The sequence below is a fragment of the Streptomyces sp. NPDC048734 genome, assembly GCF_043198675.1.
GTDB lineage: Bacteria > Actinomycetota > Actinomycetes > Streptomycetales > Streptomycetaceae > Streptomyces.
The window spans coordinates 133,163-157,277 of sequence record NZ_JBICUZ010000006.1 but is presented as its reverse complement, the minus strand read 5'-3'; the positions used below and the strand labels follow the sequence as shown (position 1 = coordinate 157,277).

Annotated in this window: 23 protein-coding genes and 1 pseudogene; 13 read left to right on the top strand and 11 right to left on the bottom strand. The window is 72.6% G+C overall.

Annotation, left to right across the window (positions count from 1 at the left end; all coding sequences use genetic code 11):
* The first annotated feature begins 101 nt into the window (after positions 1-101).
* The gene (locus tag ACGFQC_RS17930) at positions 102-1,442 is read left to right on the top strand and encodes a hypothetical protein (RefSeq protein WP_363090598.1); all 1,341 of its coding nucleotides are present in this window, start codon (positions 102-104) and stop codon (positions 1,440-1,442) included.
* 215 nt (positions 1,443-1,657) lie between these two features.
* On the top strand, positions 1,658-3,073 hold the full coding sequence (locus tag ACGFQC_RS17925) for a DUF2252 domain-containing protein (RefSeq protein ID WP_363090599.1): 1,416 nt from the start codon (positions 1,658-1,660) through the stop codon (positions 3,071-3,073).
* Between the two features lie 171 nt (positions 3,074-3,244).
* Here the strand turns inward: ACGFQC_RS17925 and ACGFQC_RS17920 are convergent, their stop codons facing one another.
* Positions 3,245-4,150 (bottom strand): AraC family transcriptional regulator, encoded by a 906-nt coding sequence (locus ACGFQC_RS17920; RefSeq protein ID WP_363090600.1) that lies wholly within the window; start codon positions 4,148-4,150, stop codon positions 3,245-3,247.
* Between the two features lie 144 nt (positions 4,151-4,294).
* Here ACGFQC_RS17920 and ACGFQC_RS17915 point away from each other — a divergent pair, with 144 nt between their 5' ends.
* Both ACGFQC_RS17915 and ACGFQC_RS17910 read left to right on the top strand, forming a co-directional pair.
* A complete protein-coding gene (locus ACGFQC_RS17915) occupies positions 4,295-4,612 on the top strand; it encodes an antibiotic biosynthesis monooxygenase (protein ID WP_363090601.1) in 318 nt (105 codons plus the stop codon).
* A 106-nt stretch (positions 4,613-4,718) separates the two neighbouring features.
* The gene (locus tag ACGFQC_RS17910) at positions 4,719-5,678 is read left to right on the top strand and encodes an alpha/beta hydrolase (RefSeq protein ID WP_363090602.1); all 960 of its coding nucleotides are present in this window, start codon (positions 4,719-4,721) and stop codon (positions 5,676-5,678) included.
* 708 nt (positions 5,679-6,386) lie between these two features.
* Here ACGFQC_RS17910 and ACGFQC_RS17905 read toward each other — a convergent pair.
* Positions 6,387-6,872, bottom strand: a complete 486-nt coding sequence (locus ACGFQC_RS17905; RefSeq protein WP_363090603.1) for a DUF427 domain-containing protein — start codon at positions 6,870-6,872, stop codon at positions 6,387-6,389.
* 216 nt (positions 6,873-7,088) lie between these two features.
* Here ACGFQC_RS17905 and ACGFQC_RS17900 point away from each other — a divergent pair, with 216 nt between their 5' ends.
* On the top strand, positions 7,089-7,370 hold the full coding sequence (locus ACGFQC_RS17900) for a hypothetical protein (protein WP_363090604.1): 282 nt from the start codon (positions 7,089-7,091) through the stop codon (positions 7,368-7,370).
* 107 nt (positions 7,371-7,477) lie between these two features.
* Positions 7,478-7,912 (top strand): VOC family protein, encoded by a 435-nt coding sequence (locus tag ACGFQC_RS17895; RefSeq protein ID WP_363090605.1) that lies wholly within the window; start codon positions 7,478-7,480, stop codon positions 7,910-7,912.
* 243 nt (positions 7,913-8,155) lie between these two features.
* Here the strand turns inward: ACGFQC_RS17895 and ACGFQC_RS17890 are convergent, their stop codons facing one another.
* The 5 genes and pseudogenes from ACGFQC_RS17890 to ACGFQC_RS17870 form a co-directional block, all read right to left on the bottom strand.
* Complete coding sequence (locus ACGFQC_RS17890) at positions 8,156-8,341, bottom strand: hypothetical protein (protein ID WP_363090606.1); 186 nt, start codon at positions 8,339-8,341, stop codon at positions 8,156-8,158.
* 221 nt (positions 8,342-8,562) lie between these two features.
* Positions 8,563-8,724, bottom strand: a pseudogene (locus ACGFQC_RS17885) (YdeI/OmpD-associated family protein); the annotation flags it as partial.
* 255 nt (positions 8,725-8,979) lie between these two features.
* Positions 8,980-9,348 carry a low affinity iron permease family protein gene (locus tag ACGFQC_RS17880; protein ID WP_363090607.1) on the bottom strand — a complete coding sequence of 123 codons (369 nt, stop codon included), beginning with the start codon at positions 9,346-9,348 and terminating at the stop codon, positions 8,980-8,982.
* A gap of 593 nt (positions 9,349-9,941) precedes the next feature.
* A complete protein-coding gene (locus ACGFQC_RS17875; protein ID WP_363090608.1) occupies positions 9,942-11,135 on the bottom strand; it encodes a fused response regulator/phosphatase in 1,194 nt (397 codons plus the stop codon).
* Positions 11,132-12,736: a CHASE3 domain-containing protein gene (locus ACGFQC_RS17870; RefSeq protein ID WP_363090609.1), complete on the bottom strand. Its 1,605-nt coding sequence runs from the start codon at positions 12,734-12,736 to the stop codon at positions 11,132-11,134. Before ACGFQC_RS17870 ends, ACGFQC_RS17875 begins: the two co-directional genes overlap by 4 nt.
* Positions 12,737-12,862: 126 nt before the next feature.
* Between ACGFQC_RS17870 and ACGFQC_RS17865 the strand changes: the two genes are divergently transcribed.
* Complete coding sequence (locus ACGFQC_RS17865; RefSeq protein ID WP_363090610.1) at positions 12,863-13,636, top strand: response regulator; 774 nt, start codon at positions 12,863-12,865, stop codon at positions 13,634-13,636.
* A 282-nt stretch (positions 13,637-13,918) separates the two neighbouring features.
* Here ACGFQC_RS17865 and ACGFQC_RS17860 read toward each other — a convergent pair whose 3' ends face one another.
* Entirely contained in the window at positions 13,919-14,233 is a 315-nt protein-coding gene (locus ACGFQC_RS17860) for a hypothetical protein (RefSeq protein WP_363090611.1), read from the bottom strand.
* Here ACGFQC_RS17860 and ACGFQC_RS17855 point away from each other — a divergent pair.
* On the top strand, positions 14,211-14,777 hold the full coding sequence (locus ACGFQC_RS17855; RefSeq protein ID WP_363090612.1) for an LUD domain-containing protein: 567 nt from the start codon (positions 14,211-14,213) through the stop codon (positions 14,775-14,777). The genes ACGFQC_RS17860 and ACGFQC_RS17855 overlap by 23 nt on opposite strands.
* A 171-nt stretch (positions 14,778-14,948) precedes the next feature.
* Here ACGFQC_RS17855 and ACGFQC_RS17850 read toward each other — a convergent pair whose 3' ends face one another.
* Positions 14,949-15,518 carry a hypothetical protein gene (locus ACGFQC_RS17850; protein WP_363090613.1) on the bottom strand — a complete coding sequence of 190 codons (570 nt, stop codon included), beginning with the start codon at positions 15,516-15,518 and terminating at the stop codon, positions 14,949-14,951.
* A 219-nt stretch (positions 15,519-15,737) separates the two neighbouring features.
* Between ACGFQC_RS17850 and ACGFQC_RS17845 the strand changes: the two genes are divergently transcribed.
* Positions 15,738-16,256 carry a 2'-5' RNA ligase family protein gene (locus ACGFQC_RS17845; RefSeq protein ID WP_363090614.1) on the top strand — a complete coding sequence of 173 codons (519 nt, stop codon included), beginning with the start codon at positions 15,738-15,740 and terminating at the stop codon, positions 16,254-16,256.
* Between the two features lie 832 nt (positions 16,257-17,088).
* Here ACGFQC_RS17845 and ACGFQC_RS17840 read toward each other — a convergent pair.
* Entirely contained in the window at positions 17,089-19,398 is a 2,310-nt protein-coding gene (locus tag ACGFQC_RS17840; RefSeq protein WP_363090615.1) for a helix-turn-helix domain-containing protein, read from the bottom strand.
* A 573-nt stretch (positions 19,399-19,971) separates the two neighbouring features.
* Between ACGFQC_RS17840 and ACGFQC_RS17835 the strand changes: the two genes are divergently transcribed.
* The 3 genes from ACGFQC_RS17835 (at position 19,972) to ACGFQC_RS17825 (ending at position 22,079) form a co-directional block, all read left to right on the top strand.
* The gene (locus ACGFQC_RS17835) at positions 19,972-20,577 is read left to right on the top strand and encodes a hypothetical protein (protein ID WP_363090616.1); all 606 of its coding nucleotides are present in this window, start codon (positions 19,972-19,974) and stop codon (positions 20,575-20,577) included.
* A gap of 79 nt (positions 20,578-20,656) precedes the next feature.
* Positions 20,657-21,370, top strand: a complete 714-nt coding sequence (locus tag ACGFQC_RS17830; RefSeq protein WP_363090617.1) for a DUF4232 domain-containing protein — start codon at positions 20,657-20,659, stop codon at positions 21,368-21,370.
* A 349-nt stretch (positions 21,371-21,719) separates the two neighbouring features.
* Positions 21,720-22,079: a hypothetical protein gene (locus tag ACGFQC_RS17825; RefSeq protein WP_363090618.1), complete on the top strand. Its 360-nt coding sequence runs from the start codon at positions 21,720-21,722 to the stop codon at positions 22,077-22,079.
* A 601-nt stretch (positions 22,080-22,680) separates the two neighbouring features.
* On the opposite strand, the gene ACGFQC_RS17820 is transcribed toward ACGFQC_RS17825, so the two are convergent.
* A complete protein-coding gene (locus ACGFQC_RS17820) occupies positions 22,681-23,253 on the bottom strand; it encodes a helix-turn-helix domain-containing protein (protein ID WP_363090619.1) in 573 nt (190 codons plus the stop codon).
* A 77-nt stretch (positions 23,254-23,330) separates the two neighbouring features.
* On the opposite strand from ACGFQC_RS17820, the gene ACGFQC_RS17815 reads away from it, so the two are divergent.
* Positions 23,331-24,083 (top strand): hypothetical protein, encoded by a 753-nt coding sequence (locus ACGFQC_RS17815; protein WP_363090620.1) that lies wholly within the window; start codon positions 23,331-23,333, stop codon positions 24,081-24,083.
* The last annotated feature ends 32 nt before the right edge of the window (positions 24,084-24,115 follow it).

The following is a 24,115-nucleotide window of genomic DNA, read 5'->3' as shown; positions in this document are numbered from 1 at the left end:
CATTGCAGCATCGCCTGACCGGCCCCGCACCTCGGTACGCCGTTCACCTGCCTGGTTCGTCCGGGTCGCGCGTTCCGCGGTGGACGGATCTGCTGGTGGCCATGAGCGACAACGGTGGCGAACGGCTCTCGGCAGGGGAGCGCGGTGAACTGGGCGAGCTGCGCCGCCGGGTCAGGGCTCTGGAGGCCGCCGGGCCTGCGGGGCCCCACCGGCACCATCCGCTGCGCTCGCTCGGCTCGACCCTGCTGGTCCTCGCCGCCGCACTGCTGTCGCTGCTGTCCGTCGTGGCGGTGTGGGCGAACAGCATCGTGCAGGACACGGACCGATACGTCGCCACCGTCGGGCCGCTGGCGAGCGACCCCGACGTGCAGAAGGCGGTCACCGACCGGGTCACCGACGCGGTGCTGGCCCAGGTCGACGTGGACGCGCTGGTCAAACAGCTCACGGACGCGGCCGGGCAGCAGGGGGTCCCGCCGCGGGTGACCCAGTTGCTGGGCGATCTGGACGGCCCGATCGAGAACGGGCTGAAGCAACTGGTCGGCGGCACCGTGGAGCGGGTGGTCACCAGCAGCGCCTTCGAGACCGTCTGGGTGAACGCCAACCGCAGGGCACACTCGGCACTCGACAAGGCCCTGACAGGGCAGGCCGACGGACCGGTCAAGCTGGAGAACGACCAGGTCGTCGTCGACCTGGGGCCGATCGTCGCCGAGGTCAAGGACCAGCTGGTCGACGCCGGCTTCTCGCCCGCCGCGAAGATCCCGGACGTCCGTACCGACTTCGTGGTGTTCGCGTCGCAGGACATCGGCGAGGTCAGGACCTATGTGCGCGTGCTGGAGATCCTCGGCGGCTGGCTGCCCCTCATCGCCCTGCTGGTCGCCGCCGCCGGGGTGTACGTGGCGTTCAACCGCCGGCACGCGCTGATCGGGGCCGGGCTGGCCGTGTTCGCGGCCATGCTGGTTCTCGGTATCGCCCTCACCGTGACCCGGGACGTCTACCTCGACCGTCTGCCCCCCGGTGTGTCGCAGGCCGCCGCGGGGTCCGTGTACGACGCGCTGATCAGGTTCCTGCGGGCCGGCGTGCGGGCGCTCGCCGCGGTAGCCCTCTTCACCGCCGCGGGCGCCTTCCTGGCCGGGCCGTCCCGGATCGCCGTCCTCACGCGGACCGGCTGCCGCAGGAGCATCGGTGCCCTGCGCGGCACGGCGACCTCGGCGGGACTGCGTCTCGGCGCGGTCGGGCGGTTCGTCCACCGTTTCAAGCGCTGGATCGGGGTGGCCATCCTGGTGATCGCGGCCGTCGTCCTGTTCACCTGGAACTACCCGACCACGGCGGTCGTGGTGTGGACGGCGGTGATCACGCTGGTGGGCTTCGCGATCCGCGAGTTCCTGGACCACGACCACGCCGACCCGCCCACCGCGTCCGGGGACCGGGCCACCGCCCTGTGACCCGGCTCGCCGGGTTCCCCTGCCGGGGATACGTTGAGTGCGAGAGCCCTGTGAGCCGGCCGTGCCGAGCGACGCCGGTCCTTCGGCACGGTGGGCGCGGAGTCCGCTCCGAGAACCCGTCCCGGCGGCTCGTCGGGACCGGCCGTCCCCCCCCGCGCGGCAGAGCGCCCCGCAACCGCCCTGCCCGGAGGCGACCTCGCACTGGAGCCACTGCCATGACCGAGAGCCACCTGGACGCACACGCGGTGCACCGCACCCCGCAGGAGCGGGCCGCGCTGGGCAAGAGGGCGCGGAACACCGTACCCCGCTCCAGCCACGCGGAGTTCGCGCCGGAGCGGAAACGGCCCGACCCGTTGGAGATCATCGGGCGGCAGTCGGCCACGCGGCTGCCCGACCTCGTGCCCGTCCGCTACGGAAGGATGTCCGAGTCCCCGTTCCGGTTCTACCGGGGGGCCGCCGCCATCATGGCCTCGGACCTCGCGGGCACGCCGACGACGGGGATCCGGACCCAACTGTGCGGCGACGCGCACATGCTGAACTTCCGGCTGCTGGCGTCGCCCGAGCGACGCCTGATGTTCGACATCAACGACTTCGACGAGACGCTGCCGGGCCCCTGGGAATGGGACGTCAAGCGCCTGGCCGCCAGCCTCGTCATCGCCGGCCGCGCGAACGGCTTCAGCACCAAGGAGCGGGCCGCGATCGTACGGGCCACCGTGCGGTCCTACCGCGAGAGCATGCGTACCTTCGCCGGGACCGGCAACCTGGCCGTGTGGTACGCCCGGTTCGACGTGGACTGGGTACGGGCCCGCTTCGGCGCGGACCTGTCCGCGCGGGGCCGCGAACGCTGGGGGCAGGCCGTGACCAAGGCCCGTTCGCGCGACACCCTCCAGGCTTTCGCCAAGCTCACGCGTGTCGTCGACGGCAGGCGCCGTATCACCCCCGATCCTCCGCTCGTCACCCCGCTCGAGGACCTGCTGCCGGACGACCGCCGCGGCCGGCTGGAGGAGCAGATCAGCCGGCTGATCGAGCGTTACGGCAGGTCTCTGCCGTCGGACCGGCGGTTCCTGCTGGAGCAGTACCGGGTGGCCGACATGGCGCGCAAGGTCGTCGGGGTCGGCAGTGTGGGCACCCGGTGCTGGATCGTGCTGCTGCTGGGGCGGGACGACGAGGACCCGCTGTTCCTCCAGGCCAAGGAGGCCGACGAATCGGTGCTGGCCCCCCACGTCGGGGACACCGGCTATCCGACGCAGGGCGAGCGGGTCGTCTCCGGGCAGCGGCTGATGCAGGCCACCAGCGACATCTTCCTGGGCTGGGAGCGGGTCGAGGGGATCGACGGCCGTGAGCGGGACTTCTACGTACGGCAGTTGCGGGACTGGAAGGGGGTCGCGGTGGCCGAGGACATGGTGCCGCGGGGCATGCGGACGTTCGGCGCCCTGTGCGGCGCGACGCTCGCCCGCGCGCACGCCAGGTCCGGTGACCGCATCGCCATCGCCGCGTATCTGGGCGGCGGCGACTCCTTCGACCGGGCCCTGGTGACGTTCGCCGAACGCTACGCCGACCAGAACGAACGGGACCACCAGGCACTCGTCGACGCCGTCGGCGCCGGAAGGCTGCCCGCCGTGGCGGCCTGAGGAGGTTCCGTTCGCCGCCCCGCCCGCGAAGTTCGTCGTCGGTCGTCGGACAAGCGCCCGGCCTGACCGTGTCGTCGACGAGTACGCCGACGGGCCCTGCTTCCTCGAGGGCGGCGCCGATGCTCCCGGGCTCGGTCACGCCGGGCTCGGTCACACCGGGCCCGGCCTCGCTCAGGGCAGGACGTTCGCAGGGGTGCGTGCGGTGTCGCGCATGCGGGCCGCGTCCCGGCTCGGGGGTGCGCCGAACTGGCGGCGGTACTCGCGGCTGAACTGCGAGGGGTTGTCGTAGCCGACGCGGTGGCCCACCCCGGTGACGTCGCCCGGGTGGGTGGCCAGCAGCAGCCGCGCCTCCTGGAGCCGGATCTGTTTCTGGAACTGGATGGGGCTCATCGCGGTCACCGCCTGGAAGTTGCGGTAGAAGGCGGAGACGCTCATTCCGGACAGGCGTGCCACGTCTTCGACCCGAAAGGGCTGCGCGTAGTGCTCGCGGATCCAGCGCACGGCCCGGGAGACATGGCTGAGTCCGCTGTCGGCGAGGCCGAGCTGGCGTACGGCCGCGCCCTGCTCGCCCGTGATCAACCGCCACAGGATCTCGCGTGTGACCAGTGGGGCCAGTACGGCCCGGTCGCGGGGTTCGTCGAGCAGGCGCAGCAGGCGCACCACCGCGTCGAGCAGCGCAGCCGGAGCGTCGCTGACCGCGATCCCCGACGGAGTGCCCCCGCCGGGGCGGGGGGTGTCGCCGGGACCGGCCTGCAGCAGCAGCTCGGCGACGGCGGACGGTTCCAGCACGAGACCGAAGCCCAGGGCCGGCTGCTCGGGGCGGGCCTGGGTGAACTGCCCGGTGACGGGCAGATCGACGGACGCGACCAGGTACTGACCGGCGCCGTACTCGTAGACGCGGTCGCCCAGCGCGAGGCGTTTGGCGCCCTGGGCGATGACGGCGAGCACCGTGCCGGACATCGAGGGTGCCGGCGGATCCGGCCGGTCGACCTTCGAGACGAGGACGCCGTCGATCGCGGTGGTGCAGTCGGGGCGGGCATGCCGGGCCAGCAGGGTGCGGAGCTCGTCGAGGTGCATGCGTCCATTGCAGCACCATGCGACCTCCGGACTCCCGCAGTCGCGAGGATCGTGCAAGTAGTGGCGAGCATCTGTCTAACGTTTGTGCAGGTCAGGGCGATTGAATGGGGTCACTCCAATCCGTCGAGGCAGAAGAAGGTCCCCATGATCGCCAAGTACGGCTTCAGCGCCGCCCTGACCGCCAGGCCCGGAATGGGCGGTCGACTGGTCGACCTGCTGCTGACCGGCCTGAACGAGGGCGGTCCCGGCGACAGCGAACACTGCGTCGTCTACCTCGTCTCCCGTTCCGCGTCCGACCCCGACGTCGTCCACGTCATCGAGGGCTGGACCAGCGAGGAGGACCACCACCGGATCTTCGCCGGCGAGGCCGCACAGGCCGTCGTGGCGCAGATCGACGGACTGCTGGCCAAGGATGCCGAGTACACCGACCACGTCCCGGTCCGCGGCAAGGCCGCCTTCTGACCTCCGGAACGATCCCCGCCCCCGCCCCCCGCTTTCCCGGCGGCTGCCGAGGCGTACCCCGTCCTCGTCCGGCCGTCCGCCCCGGACCCGTGAAAGGCCCGCGACCATGACCACGGCCCGACCCGCCCTCGACCCCGAGTTGCGTGAACTCCTCGCCGGCATGCCCCTCATGTCCCGGCTCGACACGGAAACGCTCGCGCAACTGCGCCAGTTCCCCTCGACACCCGTCGAGTCCCTGCTCGCCCACCGGCAGGCCGACCGGCGCGAGGTCACCGTGCCGGCCGAGGACGGTGTCCCGATTCCCCTGTCGGTGTTCAGCCCCGCGAACACCGACGGCAGCAGCGACGCCGCGCCGTGCGTCTACTGGATCCACGGCGGCGGGATGGTCATGGGCGACCGCTTCGCGCAGATCGACATCCCCCTGGAGTGGCTCGACGAGTTCGGCGCGGTCGTGGTCTCCGTGGACTACCGGCTCGCGCCCGAGGCCACCGGCACCGCCCTGGTCGACGACTGCTACCGGGGCCTGCTCTGGATCGCCGGACACGCAGAGGAACTGGGCATCGACCCCGCCCGGATCGTCGTCGCCGGCGCCAGCGCGGGCGGCGGCCTCGCCGCCGGCGTCACCCTGCTGGCCCGCGACCTCGGCACCCCCGCGATCGCCGCGCAGATGCTGATCTGCCCCATGCTCGACCACCGCAACACCAGCACCTCCAGCCGCCAGTACGCCGACGGGCCCGGCGTCTGGACCCGCCAGATGAACGAGTTCGGCTGGCGTGCCGTCCTCGGCGACCTCACCGACGACGAGGTGCCCGCGTACGTCTCGCCCGCGCTCGCCGACGACCTCTCCGGCCTGCCGACCACCTATGTCGACACCGGCTCCGCCGAGGTCTTCCGCGACGAGGACACCGACTACGCCACCCGCATCTGGGCGGCCGGCGGCCAGGCCGAACTCCACGTCTGGGCGGGCGGCTTCCACGGCTTCGACGCCCTGTACCCACAGGCGCGCCTCTCGGCCACGGCCCGCCGAACCCGCACCGCGTGGCTCGCCCGGGTGCTGACCGCATGAGTCGTGAACGCGGGCCCGGTGGGAGGGAGCGGGGAGGACCGGCACGTCGTCGACACGTGGGCGGGGACAGCGGACCGGAGGGCTGTCCCCGCAACGATCACGCGGGACGGCGTCGCAGCGGGGCGGTGACCGGCTGCGTAGCCGGTCGAGGCGGCTTGCCCGTGCCTGGCAGGCGCTGTCTCCGTGAGCCTGGGCTCGGGTTGCCGTCCCCTGTCCCCCTCCGCCTGTCCCCCTCCGACTGTTCCCGTCCGGCACCGCCGTCCGGCGAGGGACGGCCGGGGTGGGGACACCGCGCGCCCGTGGTCTGCCGGCGGCGTCCGCATCCGCCGGGCCGCCCGGGCACGAAGTACGGGTGGCCGCTCGGCGCCGACCGTTCGACGACGCCGGCGGCGTCCCGCCCCGTTCCGGCCGAGAAGACGCTGATGCGCGGCACGGTGACGACGCAGGCTCCGGATCCGCCGGACGGGCGGGCTACCGGGCGGTGCCGGTCAGAGCAGGCCGATACGGCGGGCCACGTCCTCGTCGTGCCGCATGTGGAGGTGTCCTTCGCCGCCGACAGCCGTCGCGAGGCCGGCGATCACCGTCTCGACGACGGCGAGGGCGGGCACGGGGCCGTCGTGGGGGAGAGGCTGGTGACCTGGCTCGGGAGGACCACCTCGGCGTGGGCGCGGGTGGGGGGACGTCGCCCTGCCCTGGTGAAGACCCTTCTCACCACGTGAGTGTTCCGGGTGCTCCCTTGAAAGGCCCCCGCACGTCCTGGGTGATCCAGCCGCCGTAGAAGTCGCCGTCCTGGGCCTGCACCTCCTCGTCCCCGACCGTGCAGCGGTCCACCCGGCTCGCGTAGAAGGCGAGGAAGTCCGTGATGAGGCTGTAGGCGGGAGTGGGCTGTGGGTAGCTCCAGGCGGCTCGCTCGCGCACGTCGTCACCCACGACCAGATCCCAGTACCGTGCCTTGCCCTTCCACTCGCACCAGGTGCCGCCGGAAGCGGGGCGCAGCAGGTCGAGACGCACATCCGCGGGGGGAACGTAGAACACGGGCGGGTGACTGGTCTCCAGCACACGGACCGCTCTCCCGGTGTCCGCCACGAGCAGGCCGCCGCACTCGACACGAGTGCGACGGGCGTCCTCGCGCACGGCGGGCGGCCGGGGGTAGTCCCAAACGGACTCGGGCTGCAGGGGCGCGGAAGCAGACATGAGGTCCTCGTGGTGTGCAGCACGGTGCGGTGTCGGTCGAAGATGTTTCGTCGCCGAGGGCCCTGCCGGATGCACCCGGCCCGCGCACGGGTGACGAGAAGGCTCGTGAAGAGGGTGCATCCGGTCGCCGGTCGCCGGTCGCCGGCCGCCGGTCTTCGGACGTACGCATCTCCTGCGACGTCGGGAACACCGCGACTGACGGGAGATCGAACCGCCTTGACCCGTACCGGGCTGATCGGCATCAGCTCCGTGACCGCAGCGGCCGTGACCGCCGGCCCCGCACCTGCCTCCCCGGCGACCGTCCACGTCAGGTCCGGCACCACCAAGGTCACCCTGGCTCCGGCCGTGGCCGGGGCACTGCCGTCCAACGGCGTCGCGCCGCTCGTGACCCGCCCCGGCAAGCCCGGCCTCTCCTTCGTCGACAAGCAGCCGACCCCGACCGCCGCCCACCCGGTCACCGGCGGGAAGCCGACCACCGATCCGACTGCCGTCACCTGAAGTGGTCCATCGCGTGGGGGTGCCGGGCCGGCAGGGGACATTCTCCCGTCAACCTGCCTGCTCGGCACGGGAATTGGGCACTCGAGCCTCCCTGCTACGGTGGCCTGATGGCATCGATCAAGCAGTTCCAGGTCACCTTCGACTGCGCAGAACCCGAGCGCGTCGCTCGTTTCTGGTGCGAGGTGTTGGGGTACGTCGTCCCGGCGCCACCGGAGGGGTTCACCACCTGGGACGACTACGATCGCTCACTGCCGCCCGCGGAACAGGGTTCATGGTTCGCGTGCGCCGATCCCTCCGGTGTGGGCCCGCGACTGTTCTTCCAGCGCGTTCCCGAAGGCAAGACCGTCAAGAATCGGCTGCATCTCGACGTGCGGGTCGGCACCGGACTCGTGGGCGAGGCGCGCCTGGCCGTCCTGGAGGCCGAATGCGCACGACTGGTCGCGCTCGGCGCGGTACGCGAACGACTGCTGCCCGCCGATGACGAGAACGAGTCGTGCATCGTGATGCAGGACGTCGAGGGCAACGAGTTCTGCCTCGACTGAGCATCCGGCTCGACGGTGTCGGCGTGGTGACATGGCGTACCACCCACCACGCCGGTCGCCGAGGCACCAGCCCGTTCGCGCCCGGCGACGGCCGACGCCGACCACGAGAGCGGGTGGTCGGCCGTCGGCGTCGGCGGAGAGACTGTCGGCCGGGGGCGGTGGTACTCCTGGCCGCACTGCCTCGGTATCCCCGGTCGCGTCGAGCGCGCCGGCGCTTGCCGCCCGATCACGACGGGGTCGGGGTCACCAGGGGATGACGCCGTCGTCCTCGAAGAACGAGCCGGTCGGGCCGCCGCCGGGCAGTGGCCGGCCACCGGGCGCCCCCGGCCGGGGGCACGCGTCCGGCTCCTGGACGCCGCGGGGCGGGAGGTGCCTGTGGGTGCCGTCGGCGAGATCCACGTGGCGGGCGTCCCCCTCGCGTACGGCCACCCCGCACGGCTCGGCTCTTCACCGCCCCGGACCACCAGGACCTGCCGCTGACGGACGACGTCGAACCGCTCTCTCCCGGGACCGGGGACACGCTGTTCCCGACGGTCCTGTTCACCGTGGTCACCACGCCACCGCCCGTCCCCGACCTGACGCCTGCGGATCGCCGTCCGGGGGTCGGCCGGTGTGGAGGCGCCGCGGACCCGCGCGAGGAAGCGGGTGGCTTATGTCAGTGGCTGGTTGCGGAGTGTGGCGAGGGTTTTCTGGATGCGGCTGTGGCGGGTCTCGGGTTTCCTGGCGCTCTCGATGGTGTGGATGCAGGCGCGCTTGCGGCTGGGGGAGAGCTCGTCGTAGGCGGTGCGGGCGACGGGGTCGGCGTCGAGGGCTCGGACGAGGTCGGTGGAACAGGGTGGGACCGAGTCTGTGGATTTTCATGGGGCGGACTGTAACGTCGCTGCCCACCGCCGTTGACACCCCTTTTTCGCCGGGCGCGCGGCGTGGGCCGCGAAGTCCACGTCGGTCTCCGTGCCGTTGAGGCTGGTGAAACGGCAGCCTGTGCCCTGTGCCCTGTGCCCTGTGCCCTGTGCCCCGTGTCATGTGTCCTGTGCCGCACGCCGACGGCCGTGTGCCGTGCGGCGGGATCAGGTCTGTTCCTCGATGCCGATGGCGGTGCGCAGGGAGCGCTGGGCCGGGCCCGGTTCGCCGCGTCCCGTCTCCAGCAGGGCGGCCGCGATGGCGTCCAGCTTCTGCTGCACCGCGTGCTCGGCGCGCCGCTCGCTGTTCTTCAGCAGCGCCAGGAGCAGGAGCGTGACGGCGGTCATGGACTCGCCGGCGAGCAGCATCCAGGTCAGCGGTGCCTTGGCGATGTGCACACCGATGACGATGCCGACCAGCAGCAGGCAGACGCCGAAGAACGCCGGGCTGCTGGTGAAGTTCGACGCGCGTTCGGCGAATTCCTCGAAGGGGCCGCGTCTGCGCCCGCCTCTCTCGGCCGGATGCTCCAGGGTCATGGTCCGCCCCTTCTCGTGTCACTGTCTGCGGCCGATGCCGGCACCGGCCGCGAACCGGCCGCGCGATGCTCCTGGCCCTGCTGATGCCCCCGGTCGGGCCGACGATGCCCGTCCGCCGGACATCGCCGTCTCCTCGCCCGTGCACAGCCGTTCCGCCGGTGCAGGAAGGGCCCGCCTGACGCATCACCTGAAGGGCCGCGGAGCGCCGAGCGGGGATGGCCGACGTCGCCGGGCAGGGCGGGGCCGCCGAAACCCCGGCGGCGCAGGCGCGGCTGTCCGCTCGCGGCGAAGTGGTGGTCGACCCGGTCGAGGGACTCCAGGACGCGCGGCGTGTGCCGGCCCCGTGTTCCGGCCGGCCCGTCGCTGACGGCCGCGGTCCGTCAAGGCGGTGACCCCGTACGGCACCGGACGAGCACCCGGTACGCGCCGTCAGCGAACACGCCGTCGCGGTGGTCCGGGCCGCCGGTCCGGGTGCGTGCCGGGGCCGTACAGGGTCGCCGGGCGGGTGAACCGGTGGCGCGGAGCCCGAGGCGCTGCGGCGGTTGCGGCCTTCGTTCCGCGCGGGCGCAGACAACGGCAGGGGCGGCCGTCACCTACATGTCGCCCCAGTCGAGGCGGAGTACGGCGAGGTCGTCGGTGTGACGTCCGGCGTTCAGTGTCTGGGTCTCCTCGATGAGGCGGTCGACATGGGCGGCCGGGTCCGCCTGCGGCAGGTTCCCGATCAGGGCGAGGAGCCCTTCGACGCCGAGCCGCTCGGTGTGCGGGCCGTTGTGTCCTTCGGTGAGGCCGTCGGTGTAGAGGGTCAGGGCCCCGGCGGCGGGCAGCGGGACCACCGTGGCCGGCCAGGTACCGAGCTCGGGGGCGATGCCCAGGGCCATTCCGTGGGCGGCGGCCAGTTCCCGGGTGGCTTCGGCGGTGGTGAGGAGGGGTTCGTGGTGACCGGCCAGGTAGAGGGTGGCGGTGGCGGCGTTCTGGTCGAGGGTGAGGAGGGTGCAGGTGGCGAACAGGGGTTGCGGGCCGCGTTCGGCGATCAGGATGCGTTCCATGAGGTGCAGGAGGCCGGGACCGTGGTGTCCGCCCAGGACGAGGGAGCGCCAGGCGATGCGGAGGCAGACACCGAGTGCGGCGGCGTCCGGGCCGTGTCCGCTGACGTCGCCGACCACGGCGTGCAGGAGGCCGTCGTCGTCTTCGACGACGTCGAGGAAGTCCCCTCCGAGCAGGGCTCTTTCGGCGCTGGGCAGGTATCGGGTCGTCACGGTGACCGTGGAGGTGGAGAGGATGGGCTGGGGCAGCAGGCCCCGTTCCAGGCGGGCGTTCTCCTCGGCGTGCAGGCGGGCCTTCTGGGCGTCGGCGGCTGTGCGTTCGGTCTGGCTGCGGTAGACGGCGTAGCGGACGGTGCGGTGCAGCAGGTCGGCTTCGACCTTGCCCTTGACCAGGTAGTCCTGGGCGCCGGCGGCCATCGCCTCGGCTCCAGCCTGGGTCTCGGACAGGCCGGTGAGGACTATCACGGCGGTGTGGGGGGCGAGTTCGCGGACGGCGGCGATGGCCCTGGTGCCCGACACGTCGGGCAGATGGAGATCGAGCAGGATGCAGTCGATCGCGGAGACGGCGAGTTCGGTGCGGGCCTGGGCAAGGGTCGTTCGCGTGGTCAGGTCGAACCGCAGCCCGGTGTCGTGGAGGAGCTCTTCGACGAGCAGGGCGTCCGCCCGGTCGTCCTCGATGAGGAGGATGCGGTACGCGGGGTCCGGCGAGGGACCGCCGGGGGTGTGCGTGGCGGGCGCGGTCACGGCGTCGGCTCCGCGTCGGCGCGGGTCGCTTCCGGCATGGTGGAGGGCGCCGCGGTTTCGGGCGGTTCGCTGGCCAGGGTGAACGTGATGCGGGCGCCGTCGTGGTGGTCGGGGTCGACGCCGATGGTGCCGCCGTGGAATTCGACGATCTTCTTGCACATGGCCAGGCCGATGCCGCTGCCGTTGTAGGCCTCCCTGGTGTGGAGCCGCTGGAAGATCACGAACACCTTCTCGGCGTACTCGGGGTCGATACCGATGCCGTTGTCCGTGACCGCGAACCGCCACAGCGCGCCTTCCCGCGCGGCGGAGATGTGGATCTCGGGCGTCCGGTCGGGACGGTGGAACTTGACGGCGTTGCCGATCAGGTTCTGCCAGAGCATGCCCATCTGGGTGGGGTCGGCGACCAGGGACGGCAGCGGGTCGTGCGTGATCGAGGCACCTGTCTCCTCGATGCTCACGCTGAGGGAGGACAGGGTCCGCTCCAGCACGGAGCCGAGGTCGACGCTCTGCATCTCGTGGTGGACGCGGCCGACACGGGAGAAGTCGAGCAGATCGTTGATCAGGGTCTGCATGCGGTTCGCGCCGTCGACCGCGTAGTCGATGTACTGGTCGGCCCGGGCATCGAGCCGGCCGCCGTAGCGGCGCTGGAGAAGCTGCGTGAAGCTGGAGACCTTGCGCAGCGGCTCCTGGAGGTCGTGGGAGGCCACATACGCGAACTGTTCCAGTTCTGCGTTCGAGCGTTGCAGGTCGGCGGTCTGCGCGTCGAGGCGCAGCCGGGCCTCCTCGGTGAACGCCAGCTCGCGCACCAGGCGTCGGCGCATGAAGTCGATCTCACTGCTGAGCCGTCGCAGGTCCGCGGGCCCGGCAGGGGTGATGGGGTGGTCGAAGGCACCGCCGGCGATGGTGCGGGCGTCCGCCCCCAGCTGGGCCAGGGGGGCGGTGATGCCGCGGCGCAGTCCTTCGAAGACCAAGATCGTCAGAGCGAGGATGACGGCCGCGATCGCGCTGAACACCCAGTTCCGCAGCGCCATCGTGGAGGAGAGGTCCTCCGCCGCGTGCGCCCGCTCCGTCTGCAGCCGCTCCTGCTGATCACTCAGGGCGGAACGCAGCGCGTCAAATGCCTCCTTGCCCTCCTCGGCGCGTTCGGAGGCCAGCGACGAAGGCGTTCCGGCGGGCGCGGCGGCGATCGGACGGGCGATCCTCGCCTGCCAGGTCTCCGCGGCGTCCCGCACGGCTTCCAGGTCCTTCAGATCGGCCGCGTCGTCGTGCAGCAGCTCCGTCAGGTGTGCGGTGTGGGCCGCCTGGGCGGTGAGGCCCTGCCGGTAGGGGACGAGGAACTCCGGGGTGCCGGTGGCGCCGTATCCGCGAATGCCGGTCTCCTGGTTCAGCAGCGCCGATTCCAGCCGGAACGACGTGCTCAGAGCGGGAGATCTCACCTCCACGAGGTCTTCGCTGATCGATTCCGTCCGCGCCAGCACCGACGCGCCCGTCACTCCGAGGAGCGCGAGCACCGTCAGCGAGACCGCCGCCCCGACACGCAGCCACCGCCGCGTCGTCCAGGTGGAAAACCTTCGCGCACGCGGTCTCGCGTTCCCGCTCATGCCGTGACCCCTCCGATGTGATGCCGATGTGATGCCGCCTGCACCATGCGGGGGCAGCCGCCACTTTAGATGCATCGTGACAACTATTGTTGTCGAGGTGCCCGGCCGGAGCCTAAGGTGCTGAACGTGCCTGGCAAGAACTTCAGCCCGCGGATCACTCCCGAGGAAACGGCAGCCGTCGCGGACGCGGCAGTCGGCCGGCTTGCGAGGCGCCTCACTCTCCAACTCCTGGAAGAGGTCCCGACCGCGCCGGAGGGCGACCCCGCGGAGGCGCTGACCCTGCTGTACGTGCTGGACCAGCTCCGGCACGCCGCCGAACGCCTCCAGCGGGGCGCGGCACTCTCCGCCGCCCGCGCGGGTGCCGGATACCCGCAACTCGGTGCCGCCTGCGGCATGACCCGCCAGGGCGCCCGGCGTCGCTGGCCCGGACTCTTCCACCACTCCGACGAAGCACCCATGGAGCACCCGATGATGACCAGCCCCGCACGGCCCTTCGACGTCCTTCTCGTCGAGGACGACATGGCCGATGCCCTCCTCATCGAGGAAGCTCTCTCCGAGCGCGGAGCCCGCAACCTCGTCCAGGTCACCGACGGAGTCGCCGCACTCGAGCACCTGCGCACCCCTGGCAACCCCCGCCCCGACCTGATCGTCCTGGACCTGAACATGCCCAGGATGAACGGACGCGAACTCCTGCGGATCCTCAAGACGGACGAGGACCTGCAGACCATCCCCGTCGTCGTCCTCACCACGTCCGCCGCCCCCGAGGACGTCACCGGCGCGTACACCAGCCACGCGAACGCGTATGTGACCAAGCCGGTCAACCTGGAGCAGTTCGAGCAGGCCGTCCAGAGCATCGACGCCTTCTACCTCGACACCGCCACCCGCCCGCCCCGCGACTAGTGCCGCGACGGGGCGACGTTCGCCCCGTCGCGACGCCCGGCACGCTCCCCCGGAGGGGGACCCCACCCGCCGCACCGGCCGAAGACCCGAGCACGTCCGGTACGAGGGCCCCGGCCGGCACACCCCCAGCCTCCGGCCGGGGGTACCCCCGGAGCACGCACCGGCCGCCGCTCCTTCACGGGCGAACGCCGCCCGCCACGGCACCAGACATGTTCGAGATGCGGGTCCGGTGCGGGCCGGCGCGGGCCGTGAACCGATCGCCGCGGTGTCCCGGGTCGCTGCTCAGCCGATCCGCCAGGGACGGAGCTTCTCGGGGTTTCGCACCGCCCAGATACGTCTGATCCGGTCGCCCGCGGTCTCGAACGCGAACACGGTCGCGATGTGGTCGTCCTGCCGCGCCACCAAGCCGGGCAGGCTGTTGACCGTGTACTCCAGCAACGTCGTGCGGCCGCCCGACAGGCGGGCGATCTCGGCGTGGTGACGTGCGATCCGCTCACCGCCCACGACCGTGCGCGGGTGGGTGACGGCCAGCCCGCCACCGTCGGCGGTCGCGGTGGCCTCACGCCTGGAGCGGGTGGCCGCCGCGCTGCGTGCCAACGGCTTCGCCGCCGAGATCCTCGACGCCGCCGCGGCCGCGCGCGCCCGCCTCAAGGACCTGGTCCCCGAGGGCGCCGGCGTGCTCACCGGAGCCAGCGAGACCCTCCGGCTGTCCGGCATCGACGAGGACATCAACGCCGGCGGCCGGTACGACGCCGTCAGGCCGCGCGTCCCGGCCGTCGACCGTGCCACCGGCGCCGACGAGATCCGAAGGCTGGTCGCCGGCCCCGAATTCGTCGTCAACAGCGTCGCCGCCGTCACCGGGACCGGCTCGCTCGTTCTCGCCTCGGGCAGCGGCAGCCAGCTCCCCGCCCACGCGGGCGGCGCCGCCCACGAGGTCTGGATCGTCGGCGCGCAGAAGGTGGTGCCCGACCTGAGCACAGCCCTGCGCCGCGTCGAGGAGCACGCCCTCCCGATGGAGAACGCCCGCGCCCGGGCGGCGTACGGGAGGCCCAGTGCCGTCAACCGCCTGCTCATCCTCAACGCGGAACCCCGCCCGGGGCGCGGCACCGTGCTGCTTCTCCGAGAGGCCATCGGATACTGACCCGGCCGGGGTCCGTTCGGCTCACGGGCCCGGAGCCGGTCGTCGACGGCGACCGTGCGGACGGTGGCTTCGTGACGGACTGACGGTGCACCTCATGCCCCGGCGCCACAGGCGCGCATCTCGCGGGCACGAGTCACGGCCGGTGATCACCTCCAGTCCGTCACGCAGGCTCTACGCACACAGGTGGGTCACGGAACGCGCCCGCTCCCACATGCCGGGAATCTGCTCGACGGGGCGCTGCTGTTCGCCGTGCAGGGCGTTGAGCACCACCAGGCCGCCGGTCAGGGCCGGTACCGCCCACTGCGCGTAAGCCAGCTGCCGCCGCGCCTTGTGCAGGTCGATGGGGTGCTTCGCCGCCTTCTCGGCGTCTTCGGGGTCGGGGGAGGACGCCAGTTCGATCTTCTTGCCGAGGGCGCGGGCGTAGGCGGTGGCGGCCAGGGCCGCCGCGGTGACGACCGTCTTGGCCGTGGTGGAGGCGGCCACGCCCTGCTGGGTGGCGACGCGGTGGGCGTTCACGGCGAGCAGCCCGCCGCCGCCGAACAGGTGCGCGCCGATCGCGGCGGCGTTGACCGGCACCCACTTCGCCCACCCCGACGAGGAGATCCGGTCGCTGGCCGTCTCCGTTCCGCCTTCGTCCCTGGCCGCGCCGTTGAGGCCGATCGCGCCCATCAGCGAGCCTCCGAACCAGGCTGCCAGACCGAGATCGTGCAGGCTGCGGATGGCGGTATTGCGTTCAGACATGACGGTGCTCCTTCGTGGATGGTCGCAGAGGGCCTGGCCGACGGGGACGGCGAACCCCACCCCACCCTCACCGGACTCCGTACGTTCCGCCACCACGGCAGGCCGGACGGGTGCCACCCGCAGGACGGAGATCAGGCAGTCCTGCTTCGAGGTACAGGCCCGTCAGCCGTGCCGTGGCCGGGCGGACGCAGATGATCGCGCCGGCCGTACCCTGACAGGGTGCACACGGTGGAACTGCTGCCCGCCCCGGCGACGGAAGCTGCCGTCGAGGACGTGTGGCGCCGCCTGCTCGGCCTGAGCCTGCCCGGTCGGGCCACGCACCGTCATCCGACGAACCGTCCGCACCTCACCTCGGCCACGGCCGACGCGCTCACGTCGGAGGTACGGGGCCGGCTGCGGCGTGAACTCGCGGTCCTGCCCCTCCCTCTGCACCTGGACGGGCTCGTGCGGTTCACCGGCCGTACCCGGGTGCTCGCGTGGGCGGCGCAGCCCGACGATGTCCTGCTGCGCCTGCGCGAGAGGGCCTGGCGGACGTTGCGTGACGCGCCGGAGAGCGGCCGGCTGGACCCCCTACGACCCGGCCCGCTGGATTCCCACATCACGCGCGGCCGCGGCCGCGACCCCGTCCGGCACGGTCCGCGACCCCGTCCGGCACGGTCCGCGGGACGGCCTGTCCCAGCAGACCGCTGCACCGTCGGGCGTTCTGGCGGGCCGGTGGGAGGCCGCACGGCACTATGACTCGCTCACCCGGACGACCGACCGCATCGGCCCCTGACCTCGGTCGTCCGGACCGGACGATGCCGCCGTCGGGGCCGGGGCCGGGCTCGGGAAGCCGGGGCGGACGTGGCGGCCTGGGACCGGTTGCTGGGAGAGGTCGGAGGCCGGCCCTGCCCGGCGGCCCCGAACGTTTTCACACGGTCACCAGGGCACTTCCCCGTTCTCGTCCCGCCCGTTCTCGTCCCGGAAAGCTCCCGCCGGACCGTCCGCGTCGAGAGTGCCAGGCGCACGACGACCCTGGCACTCCCCTCCGGCGCCCTTCCGATGCCGAGCGCCGCGGTCAGCTCCGTCGCGGTGGTGCCGGGTTCGACCGCGTTGAACTTGATGCCCGGCCGGGACATGGCGTAATGGACCGTGAGCATGGTGGCTGCGGACTCGGACTCGGACTCGGAGTGAAGCGCCAACGGCAGGTGGAATTCCGGCCGGGCATGAAGGCGACCCTCCGGTGGGGCAGCTCCGGATCGGGGCCGAGACCGGACGGAGACGAGGTGTGGCGCCCTCCGCGGCTTCACCGTGCCGGTCATCGCTCAGGAAGGTTTCCGAGGATCAGATCGACCGGGGAGGGGGAGTGCGGCAGGACCTGTCCGGCGGACCGTTGCCCACGATGTCGGAACCGGACCGGTCGTGGGTGTCGGAACCGGACCGGCCGTACAGCCGCGTCACGAGTTCAGCGGCTTCCGGACCCCCACTTCGTCCAGCAGTCAGTGCCGACTCATCGCGGTCACCGTGGCGCGCAGCCTGCACCAGCCTCCGCGCCGAGCGGTGCCGCTCTCCGTGTCAGCCGCTCCCCGCGTCAGCCGGTGCCCGCGGCGGGCTCGTCGAGTGCGGCGAGTGCGGCGGCGGCCTCGACCTGCAGCGGGCTCCTCAGTGCGGCGAGGGCGTCGCGGGCGGTGAGCAGCGTCTCGCGGGCCTCCGGGCGCCCCAGGGCGGCGAGCACCCGGCCCAGGTCGAGCCGGGCCTGCTCAGCCCAGGCCGCCATCTGCACGGTGTCGAAGGCGGCGAGGGCCTGCCGCAGCGGCGCTTCGGCCTCGTGCCAGCGTTCCAGGGCCGCCAGGTCGTTGCCGATCTGCTGCCGGGCGACCGCGTGGTACGCCGTGATCACCTGGTCCGTCCGGCCGGGGACCCCCGCGCGGCAGATCCGCTCGCTGCGGCGGTGGACGTCCAGCGCCTCGGCCGCCCGGCCGGTCTGGCGCAGCAGGGTGCCCAGGGTGTTGAGGATCGACAGCTCGGCCAGCCGGCTCTGCGGTGACTTCTGTGGGGCCAGGCAGCGCGCCCCCTCGCGCAGGCGCCCCTCGGCCTCGTCCGTGCGGCCCAGCCGGTGGAGCGCGCCCGCGCCGTAACCGAGCGCCCAGCCTTCCTGAAGCCCGTCGCCGCACTCGCGGGCCGCGGCGAGTGCGGCGTCAGCGCTCGTCAGGGCGGCGTGCGGGTCGTGGACACAGATGTTGTAGGCCCAGGCGAGGTAGTTGAGGTGCACCGCCTCCTCCGGCCTGCTGCCCAGCAGACGGGCGGAGTCGGCCGAGCGCCGGAACACCTCCACCCACTGCTCCCAGTGCTGGTTGAGGTCGGAGAACCAGTGCATCGCCTCCGCCGTGTCCAGCACCTGCCGGTACCCGCCGCTCTCGTGGGCCCGGCGCAGCGCGGCGAGCCACTGGGCCCGTTCGGTCTCCAGCCAGGCCCGGGCCTCCTCCCGGCCCGTGGGCGCCCGGTCCGGGTCCGGGTCGTCCGGCGGGGTGGTCCGTTCGTGGTCGACGTCGAAGTGCAGCGCGGCGACGGTGGCCCGGCGCAGCATCCAGGACGCGGTCCGGTCGAGGACGGCGTCACGGACGCCGGGGCCGTCCTCGGCCTCGACCTGCTCGGCCGCGTACAGCCTGAGCAGGTCGTGGAAGCGGTACCGCTCGGCGGCGGCATCGCTCTGGAGCAGTCCGGCGTCGGTCAGTTCCTCGGCGCGGGCGGCCGCCTCGTCGTAGGACAGGCCGGCCAGGAGCGCCGCGGTCCCAGGGCTGAAGTCCGCTCCGGCGGCCAGCGCGGCGCGGCGCAGCAAGGTCCGCGAGGCCGCTGGGAGCTGCCGGTACGAGAGCGCGAAGGCGGCCCGCACCCGCAGACTTCCGGCCTGGAGGCCGTCCAGCCGCCGGCCCTCGGCGGCGAGACGGGCGACGAGCTTGCCGAGGCGTTCGTGCGGTCGGCCGAGGAGCCGCTGGCCTGCGATCCGGACGGCCAGCGGCAGGTGCCCGCACAGGTCGGCGAGGTCGCGTGCGGCCTGTGCCTCCGCCCGCACCCGGTCCGGGCCGATGATGCGGGCCAGCAGTTCCACCGCCTCCTCGCGTCGCAGCAGGGCCAGATCGGTGCGGTGCACGGACTCCAGACCCGCCAGGGCGTGGCGGCTGGTGACGATGGTCAGGGACGGCCCGGTGCCCGGCAGCAGGGGGGCGACCTGGGATTCGTCGGCGGCGTTGTCCAGCAGCAGGAGCATGCGCCGCCCGCCGGACAGCGAGCGCCACAGACCGGCACGGTCGTCGGCGTCGGCCGGTATCGCCGCCTCGGCGACCCCCAGCGCGCCGAGCAGCCGGGCCAGCGCGTCCCGGGGGGTGGCCGGCTCGGGGCCCATGCCGTGCAGGTCCAGGGCGAACTGCCCGTCGGGGAAGTGCGGGGCGAGGCGGTGCGCGGCACGCACCGCGAACGCGGTCTTGCCCAGACCCGGCTGCCCGGCGACCACGGTGACCACCGGCCGGTGCGGACCGGCGTCCCGCACCAGGTCCAGCAGCCGGGCGAGGGCCGTGTCGCGGGCGGTGAAGTCCTGGATGTCGCGCGGCAGCGCCAGGGTGCCGGAACCGGCCGCGCCGGTGGCCGGCCCGGGGCGCGGTCTGCCGAGGGCGGCCGACTTCTCCAGACCCGCCGCCTCGTCGCCGTCCAGCCCCAGCGCTTCGGCCAGTGCCCGCACCGTACGGCGCTGCGGCCCCCGGGTACGCCCGCGCTCCATGTCGGCCAGGGCCCTGACGCTCACCCCGGCAGCGTGGGACAGCGCCTCCTGGCTCAGTCCGGCGCGGACCCGCAGAGCCCGCACCCGCTGCCCGAAGTCCTCCGTGGAAGGCGTGCCGTCGCGCACCGTCGATGTCCCCCGTCGTCCGGCTCGTCCGGATGCGAGCCCCCGGCAGAAGTATCGCCGTCGATACTTCTGCCGGGAGAACCGCCTGGGCCGTGGAGACCGGAAGTGATCGACTGAAGGCCGACGCGGAACGCCCCTGCCGGCCCTGCGCGGTGCGGGCGCCCCGGCGCACGGACCCGTCGGGGAACGGGTCCGTCCAGGCCCGGGGGGCGGCGAAGACCATCCGTCGTCCAACGACCGTGGCATGCGTGCCGTAGCTCACCGAACGGGGATCTTCCACATGAACGACAGGGGGGAACACGCCGCCGGACCGTCCAGACGGAGCGTCCTGGCAGCCGGTGCGCTGACCGCCGCAGCCGTGGCGTACCAGACGGGCCGGGCCCCCGCGGCGTCGGCCGCCGCCAAGCCCGCCGTCTTCTACGCCCCGCACCAGGACGACGCCGCGACCGGCCTGGCCGGGGCCGTCCTGGAGCACAAGGCGGCGGGCCGGCCCGTCCACCTCGTCCTGGTGAGCAACGGCCGCAACCCGGATCTGGCCGTGCGCATGAACACCGACCCGTGTCCCCTCACCCAGTGGTCCAGCCCGATCCGTGCGCCGCGGGCGGCAGGCACGGCCTGTCCTGGCCGACCGACGGGACCACCGGGATCGTCGCCGCCCGGACCGCCGAGTTCATGGCCTCCGCGAAGGCGCTCGGCGTGGACAAGGTCGTCAACTTCAAGGTGGTGGACGACGGGTTCGCCAGTACGCCCGCCTGCGACGAACTCGTCGACCGGATCGACGCCCAGGCCAGGGCGCTCGCCGCGCAGTACCCCGGCGCCTCGCACAAGTTCACCGCCGGCTGGCTGGAACACACCGAGACGCACATGGCGTGCAGCGACGTGGCCCACCGCCTGATGAACGACGGCACGATCTCCGACGTGCGCTTCCACCACGTCCACGCGTACGGACGCCCCCGGGAGGAGCGCGCGAACGGCGCCGCGTACGTGCTGAACATCCCCGGCTCCCACACGTGGACCAAGGGCAACGCGATCTACGCCTGCAACACCTGGGACCCGGGCCGGAACCTGTACGCGCTCGGCCATCACGGCGTCCCGGAACCACTGGAGGCCGCGCACGCGGATCCGCGCGAGTCCGTACACGCCCTGCCGTCCGACCACCGGCCCGGCAAGGGCAACTGACCACAGCGAAAAGCAAGCAGGACGACATCGGCCGACGGCACCGTGCCGCGGCCCCGCACCACTCACGGGGGAACTCTCCATGAACACTCCGCGCCACCACTTTGCACTGCTCGCCGTCGCGGGCACGGCTCTGGCCCTGTCCCTCACCGCCTGCCAGAGCGACACGGACTCCAAGTCGACTTCTGAGCCCACCACTTCGGCCACGGTGGCCTCGTCCCCGGCGACCGCCGGCAAGGGCACCGACACGTCCGCCGTGACGGGGGCGACCGACTCCGCGGGCTCGGCCGGCTCGAAGGGCTCCGAGGGATCCACCGGTGCCTCCGCGGGCACGGCCGGTTCGACCGGTTCGACCGGTGAGCGGGCGACCGCCTCCACTCCGGTCTGCACCGCACGGGACGTCCGCGTCACCGCCGCCACGCAGGACGGTCCGCCCTACACCCACATCGTCCTGACGGCGCGGAACACCACCCGGCACGCCTGCCGGCTGACGGGCTTCCCGCACATCCAGTTCCTGGAGAGCCACAAACAGGACGTCCCGTCCGTCGCCAAGAGCGAGCCGGCCGCGCCGGTCGTGCTCACGGCGGGGGCCCCGGCCTACGCCCTGGTGAAGCTCTCGGACGGCGGGGTCGACGAGGACAACGAACCGGTGTCGGCGTTCTCCGTCGTGCTGGAGGACGACTCCACGGTCATCGCGGTCACCGCGCCCGGCAGCGGTGGCATCGCCGTCGACCCGGCGAAGGCCCTCACCGGCTACTGGACCCCCGAACTCCGCAACGGTGCGGACGACTTCTGAGTCCCGTGCCAGGTGACGACTCCCACCTCGAGTGAGGCGGTCACACCGGCTTCGGCACCGCGTCCGGGCCACGCTGGTGTGACCGCGGCACACGCGGACTCCTTCCGGCCGTGCTGGTCACGCCGGCGTCCGCGTCCGATCGGGACGCCGCCCGCATCCTGCTGCCCGCGGCGGCGCAGCCGCACCGGTGCGGACCCTCGACTCCTCCGCTGCGACAACCTGGCCGGCGGTCACGGAAGTCGAAGGAGCGTGACCTGGGGCGAAGGCGCGCCGGTGGCCCGGGCGGAGATCTGCCGGGTTCACGAACGGGAGGGCCGGGCATCCGGATGCCGAAGAGGAGAGTGGTGTCATGCATCTGGCACGTGGATCCGTCGGTGATCCCGGCGACTGGCTCTGGGCGCTGGCCGCGCTCGCGCTGTACGCGCTGATCAGTTACGGACTGGAGTACCGCACGCGGGTCCGGCGCGGCTCGCGGCATCCGGGCCGCGACGCCCTGCACGAGCTGAAGGACCGGGAGGAGCCGCAGCGACCGCGCCACCGCGTCGTGAGCCGTCTGATCATGCTCGGCGGAGGCGCGCTCACCGCTCTCGTCGCGTATCTGACCTCCGGCGGCGTGCGCGTCGCGGCCGTGGCCCTCACCGCCGCGGTCGCGGTGGTCCTGTGGGCGTACTACGACCACCGCACCGAGACGGCCCCCGCCGGGGGGTGAGGCGTGCGCGGGCGGGAGCGGTGCGCCGGCGCCCTGCCACGTCGCCGGGTGACGCTCGACCGGGTCGAAATGGCCGTCGACGCCGGCACCGGTCCCGGCCGGGTGCCTCGCCACCGCTCCGGGCGGAGTCGGAGATGGCGACCTGCAGCCCAAGGCGGGCACAGCGGAGGTCGCCGGCGGAAACGGCCCGACGCTGAGCGCGTTCGCTCGTACCCGGCCGAGCACATCGCTGCACGCCGACATTTCGTGCCCATCGGCCGTGCCGGGACTTCCCCGTTCGGATCACCCGGCTTTGAACGGAAGCGGCCCGTCCGGCGACCCGGCTCCGCACCCGCGACACCGCCCAGGATCAGCGGACCGTCACTCGCCTGCCCGTCATCGGGAGGAGGACTGTCGTCGAGCGTCACCACGAGTTCGGACAGGCCGTCGTCATGGGACGCCTCCGGGCGGGTCTGGCGTGATCGCAGGACATCGAGGTCGACCCGGCCGGCCACCGTGGCCGGCCGGTCGGCGAGGTCGTGGTCCGTTTTCTCACCTCACCCGTAAGGCCTCACCCGTAAGGCCGGTCGGTCGATCAGCCGGTTCGCCGGTCGGCTACCGGTCAGTCGGCAGGCAGGCCGAACCAGCGGAGGAGTACAGGTCGTGCCTCGTCGGGGGCGTCCTCGGGGCCGCGGGCGTAACGCGCGAGCAGGGCCAGATAATCGTCGTGGAAGGCGTCCAGCTCGTCCTTCGTGAGGTGGACGAGACTGCGCGAACCCCGCATCCAGCCTTCGGACTTCGCCTGCCCGGCGGTGAACTGCCGGGCGAGCTCGACGTCCTCCTCCATCCTCATCCGGTCCAGCTCGGCCGACACGGCGCGCTCAGCCTCCGTCAGCTCGTCCTGGGGCGGTCTGCGGATGTCGAGGCCGCGCACCCCGCGCCACCAGCGCTCACGCCCGGTGGAGCGTTCGGGGATGTCCTCGATGAGGCCGCTGCGCTCCAGCATGCGCAGGTGGTAGCTGAGCGTCCCGGTGTTCTCGCCGAGGGCGGCGGCCAGCGTGGTCGAGGTGGCTGGGCCCACCGCGCCGAGGTGGCGCAGGATGCGCAGGCGCAAGGGGTGTGAGAGGGCCTTGAGCACCTCGGGGCTGTCGACCGTGCGCCGCCCTGCGGCTTCCGCTCTCCGCTCGTTCGTCATGGCGGCAGTCTAGCCAAATCACAGCGATTCCTCTGCAGAGCTTTCTCTGCAGAGGGAAATCTGCAACCCTGTGGTGCATGACACCGAACCGAGTGACCTCGAATCGCACGGCCCGCCGCTTCGCACGTGCTGCTGCGGGGACACTGCTCGCCGGACTCGCCCTGGGCGCCGCACCCGCGCATGGAACTGAACGGGCCGCGGATCTGCCCGAGTTCGACTTCTCCGCCTGCCCGACCGTCGATGAGCTGCCCACGGGTGCGGACCCCGGGACCTGGCGTTGCGAGGTCATGCACGCCACGGGGCGGCTGCGTATGGGCGCCGTCGACGAGTTGCTCACCGAGCCTATGAAGATCACCTTTGCGGAAGGCCGTGTGGACGGTGAATTCCGGCAGGTCTTCGGGGAGATGACCGCTGCGCCGATCCGGGTGGGAGGCACCCCGCTGACCCTGATGCCGCAGTACGGCGGCTACTCGGACTTCCTCTCCGACGACACCCGGCGCGGCGAGTTCGACATCAAGTTCGCCATCGGCTCGGCGCGCGGGCTGCCGGCCCCACCGTCGTCGGGCTGCGCGGTGGGCAGCGATGAGGACGCGGTCCACCTGGTGCTCAAGGACACCGGTCCCACCCGGGTGATGTCCAAGGAGCCCCTGGTCGTCGCCTTCGGTGCCCAGGACGCGGAGTTCGCCGCCCCGCGCACCAAGGGCTGCGGCCCCTTGGGCCGCGTGCTCGACCGGGTCCTGGGCCTGCCGTCCGCGGCGGGGGCGAACACCTTCACGATGAATGTCACGGTGGCCATCCGGCCCTACACGCAGGCCGATTCGGTTGGGTGACTGCCGACGTCCGTGAGCCGAGGGGCACCTTC

Bases quoted from the DNA above. Each gene is read 5' to 3' on its own strand.
- ACGFQC_RS17930 (WP_363090598.1), top strand. From the start codon at position 102: ATGAGCGACAACGGTGGCGAACGGCTCTCGGCAGGGGAGCGCGGTGAA.
- ACGFQC_RS17850 (WP_363090613.1), bottom strand. From the start codon at position 15,518: ATGTCTGAACGCAATACCGCCATCCGCAGCCTGCACGATCTCGGTCTG.
- ACGFQC_RS17830 (WP_363090617.1), top strand. From the start codon at position 20,657: ATGAACACTCCGCGCCACCACTTTGCACTGCTCGCCGTCGCGGGCACG.
- ACGFQC_RS17870 (WP_363090609.1), bottom strand. From the start codon at position 12,736: ATGAGCGGGAACGCGAGACCGCGTGCGCGAAGGTTTTCCACCTGGACG.
- ACGFQC_RS17820 (WP_363090619.1), bottom strand. From the start codon at position 23,253: ATGACGAACGAGCGGAGAGCGGAAGCCGCAGGGCGGCGCACGGTCGAC.
- ACGFQC_RS17925 (WP_363090599.1), top strand. From the start codon at position 1,658: ATGACCGAGAGCCACCTGGACGCACACGCGGTGCACCGCACCCCGCAG.
- ACGFQC_RS17915 (WP_363090601.1), top strand. From the start codon at position 4,295: ATGATCGCCAAGTACGGCTTCAGCGCCGCCCTGACCGCCAGGCCCGGA.
- ACGFQC_RS17905 (WP_363090603.1), bottom strand. From the start codon at position 6,872: ATGTCTGCTTCCGCGCCCCTGCAGCCCGAGTCCGTTTGGGACTACCCC.
- ACGFQC_RS17815 (WP_363090620.1), top strand. From the start codon at position 23,331: ATGACACCGAACCGAGTGACCTCGAATCGCACGGCCCGCCGCTTCGCA.
- ACGFQC_RS17895 (WP_363090605.1), top strand. From the start codon at position 7,478: ATGGCATCGATCAAGCAGTTCCAGGTCACCTTCGACTGCGCAGAACCC.
- ACGFQC_RS17920 (WP_363090600.1), bottom strand. From the start codon at position 4,150: ATGCACCTCGACGAGCTCCGCACCCTGCTGGCCCGGCATGCCCGCCCC.
- ACGFQC_RS17910 (WP_363090602.1), top strand. From the start codon at position 4,719: ATGACCACGGCCCGACCCGCCCTCGACCCCGAGTTGCGTGAACTCCTC.
- ACGFQC_RS17880 (WP_363090607.1), bottom strand. From the start codon at position 9,348: ATGACCCTGGAGCATCCGGCCGAGAGAGGCGGGCGCAGACGCGGCCCC.
- ACGFQC_RS17825 (WP_363090618.1), top strand. From the start codon at position 21,720: ATGCATCTGGCACGTGGATCCGTCGGTGATCCCGGCGACTGGCTCTGG.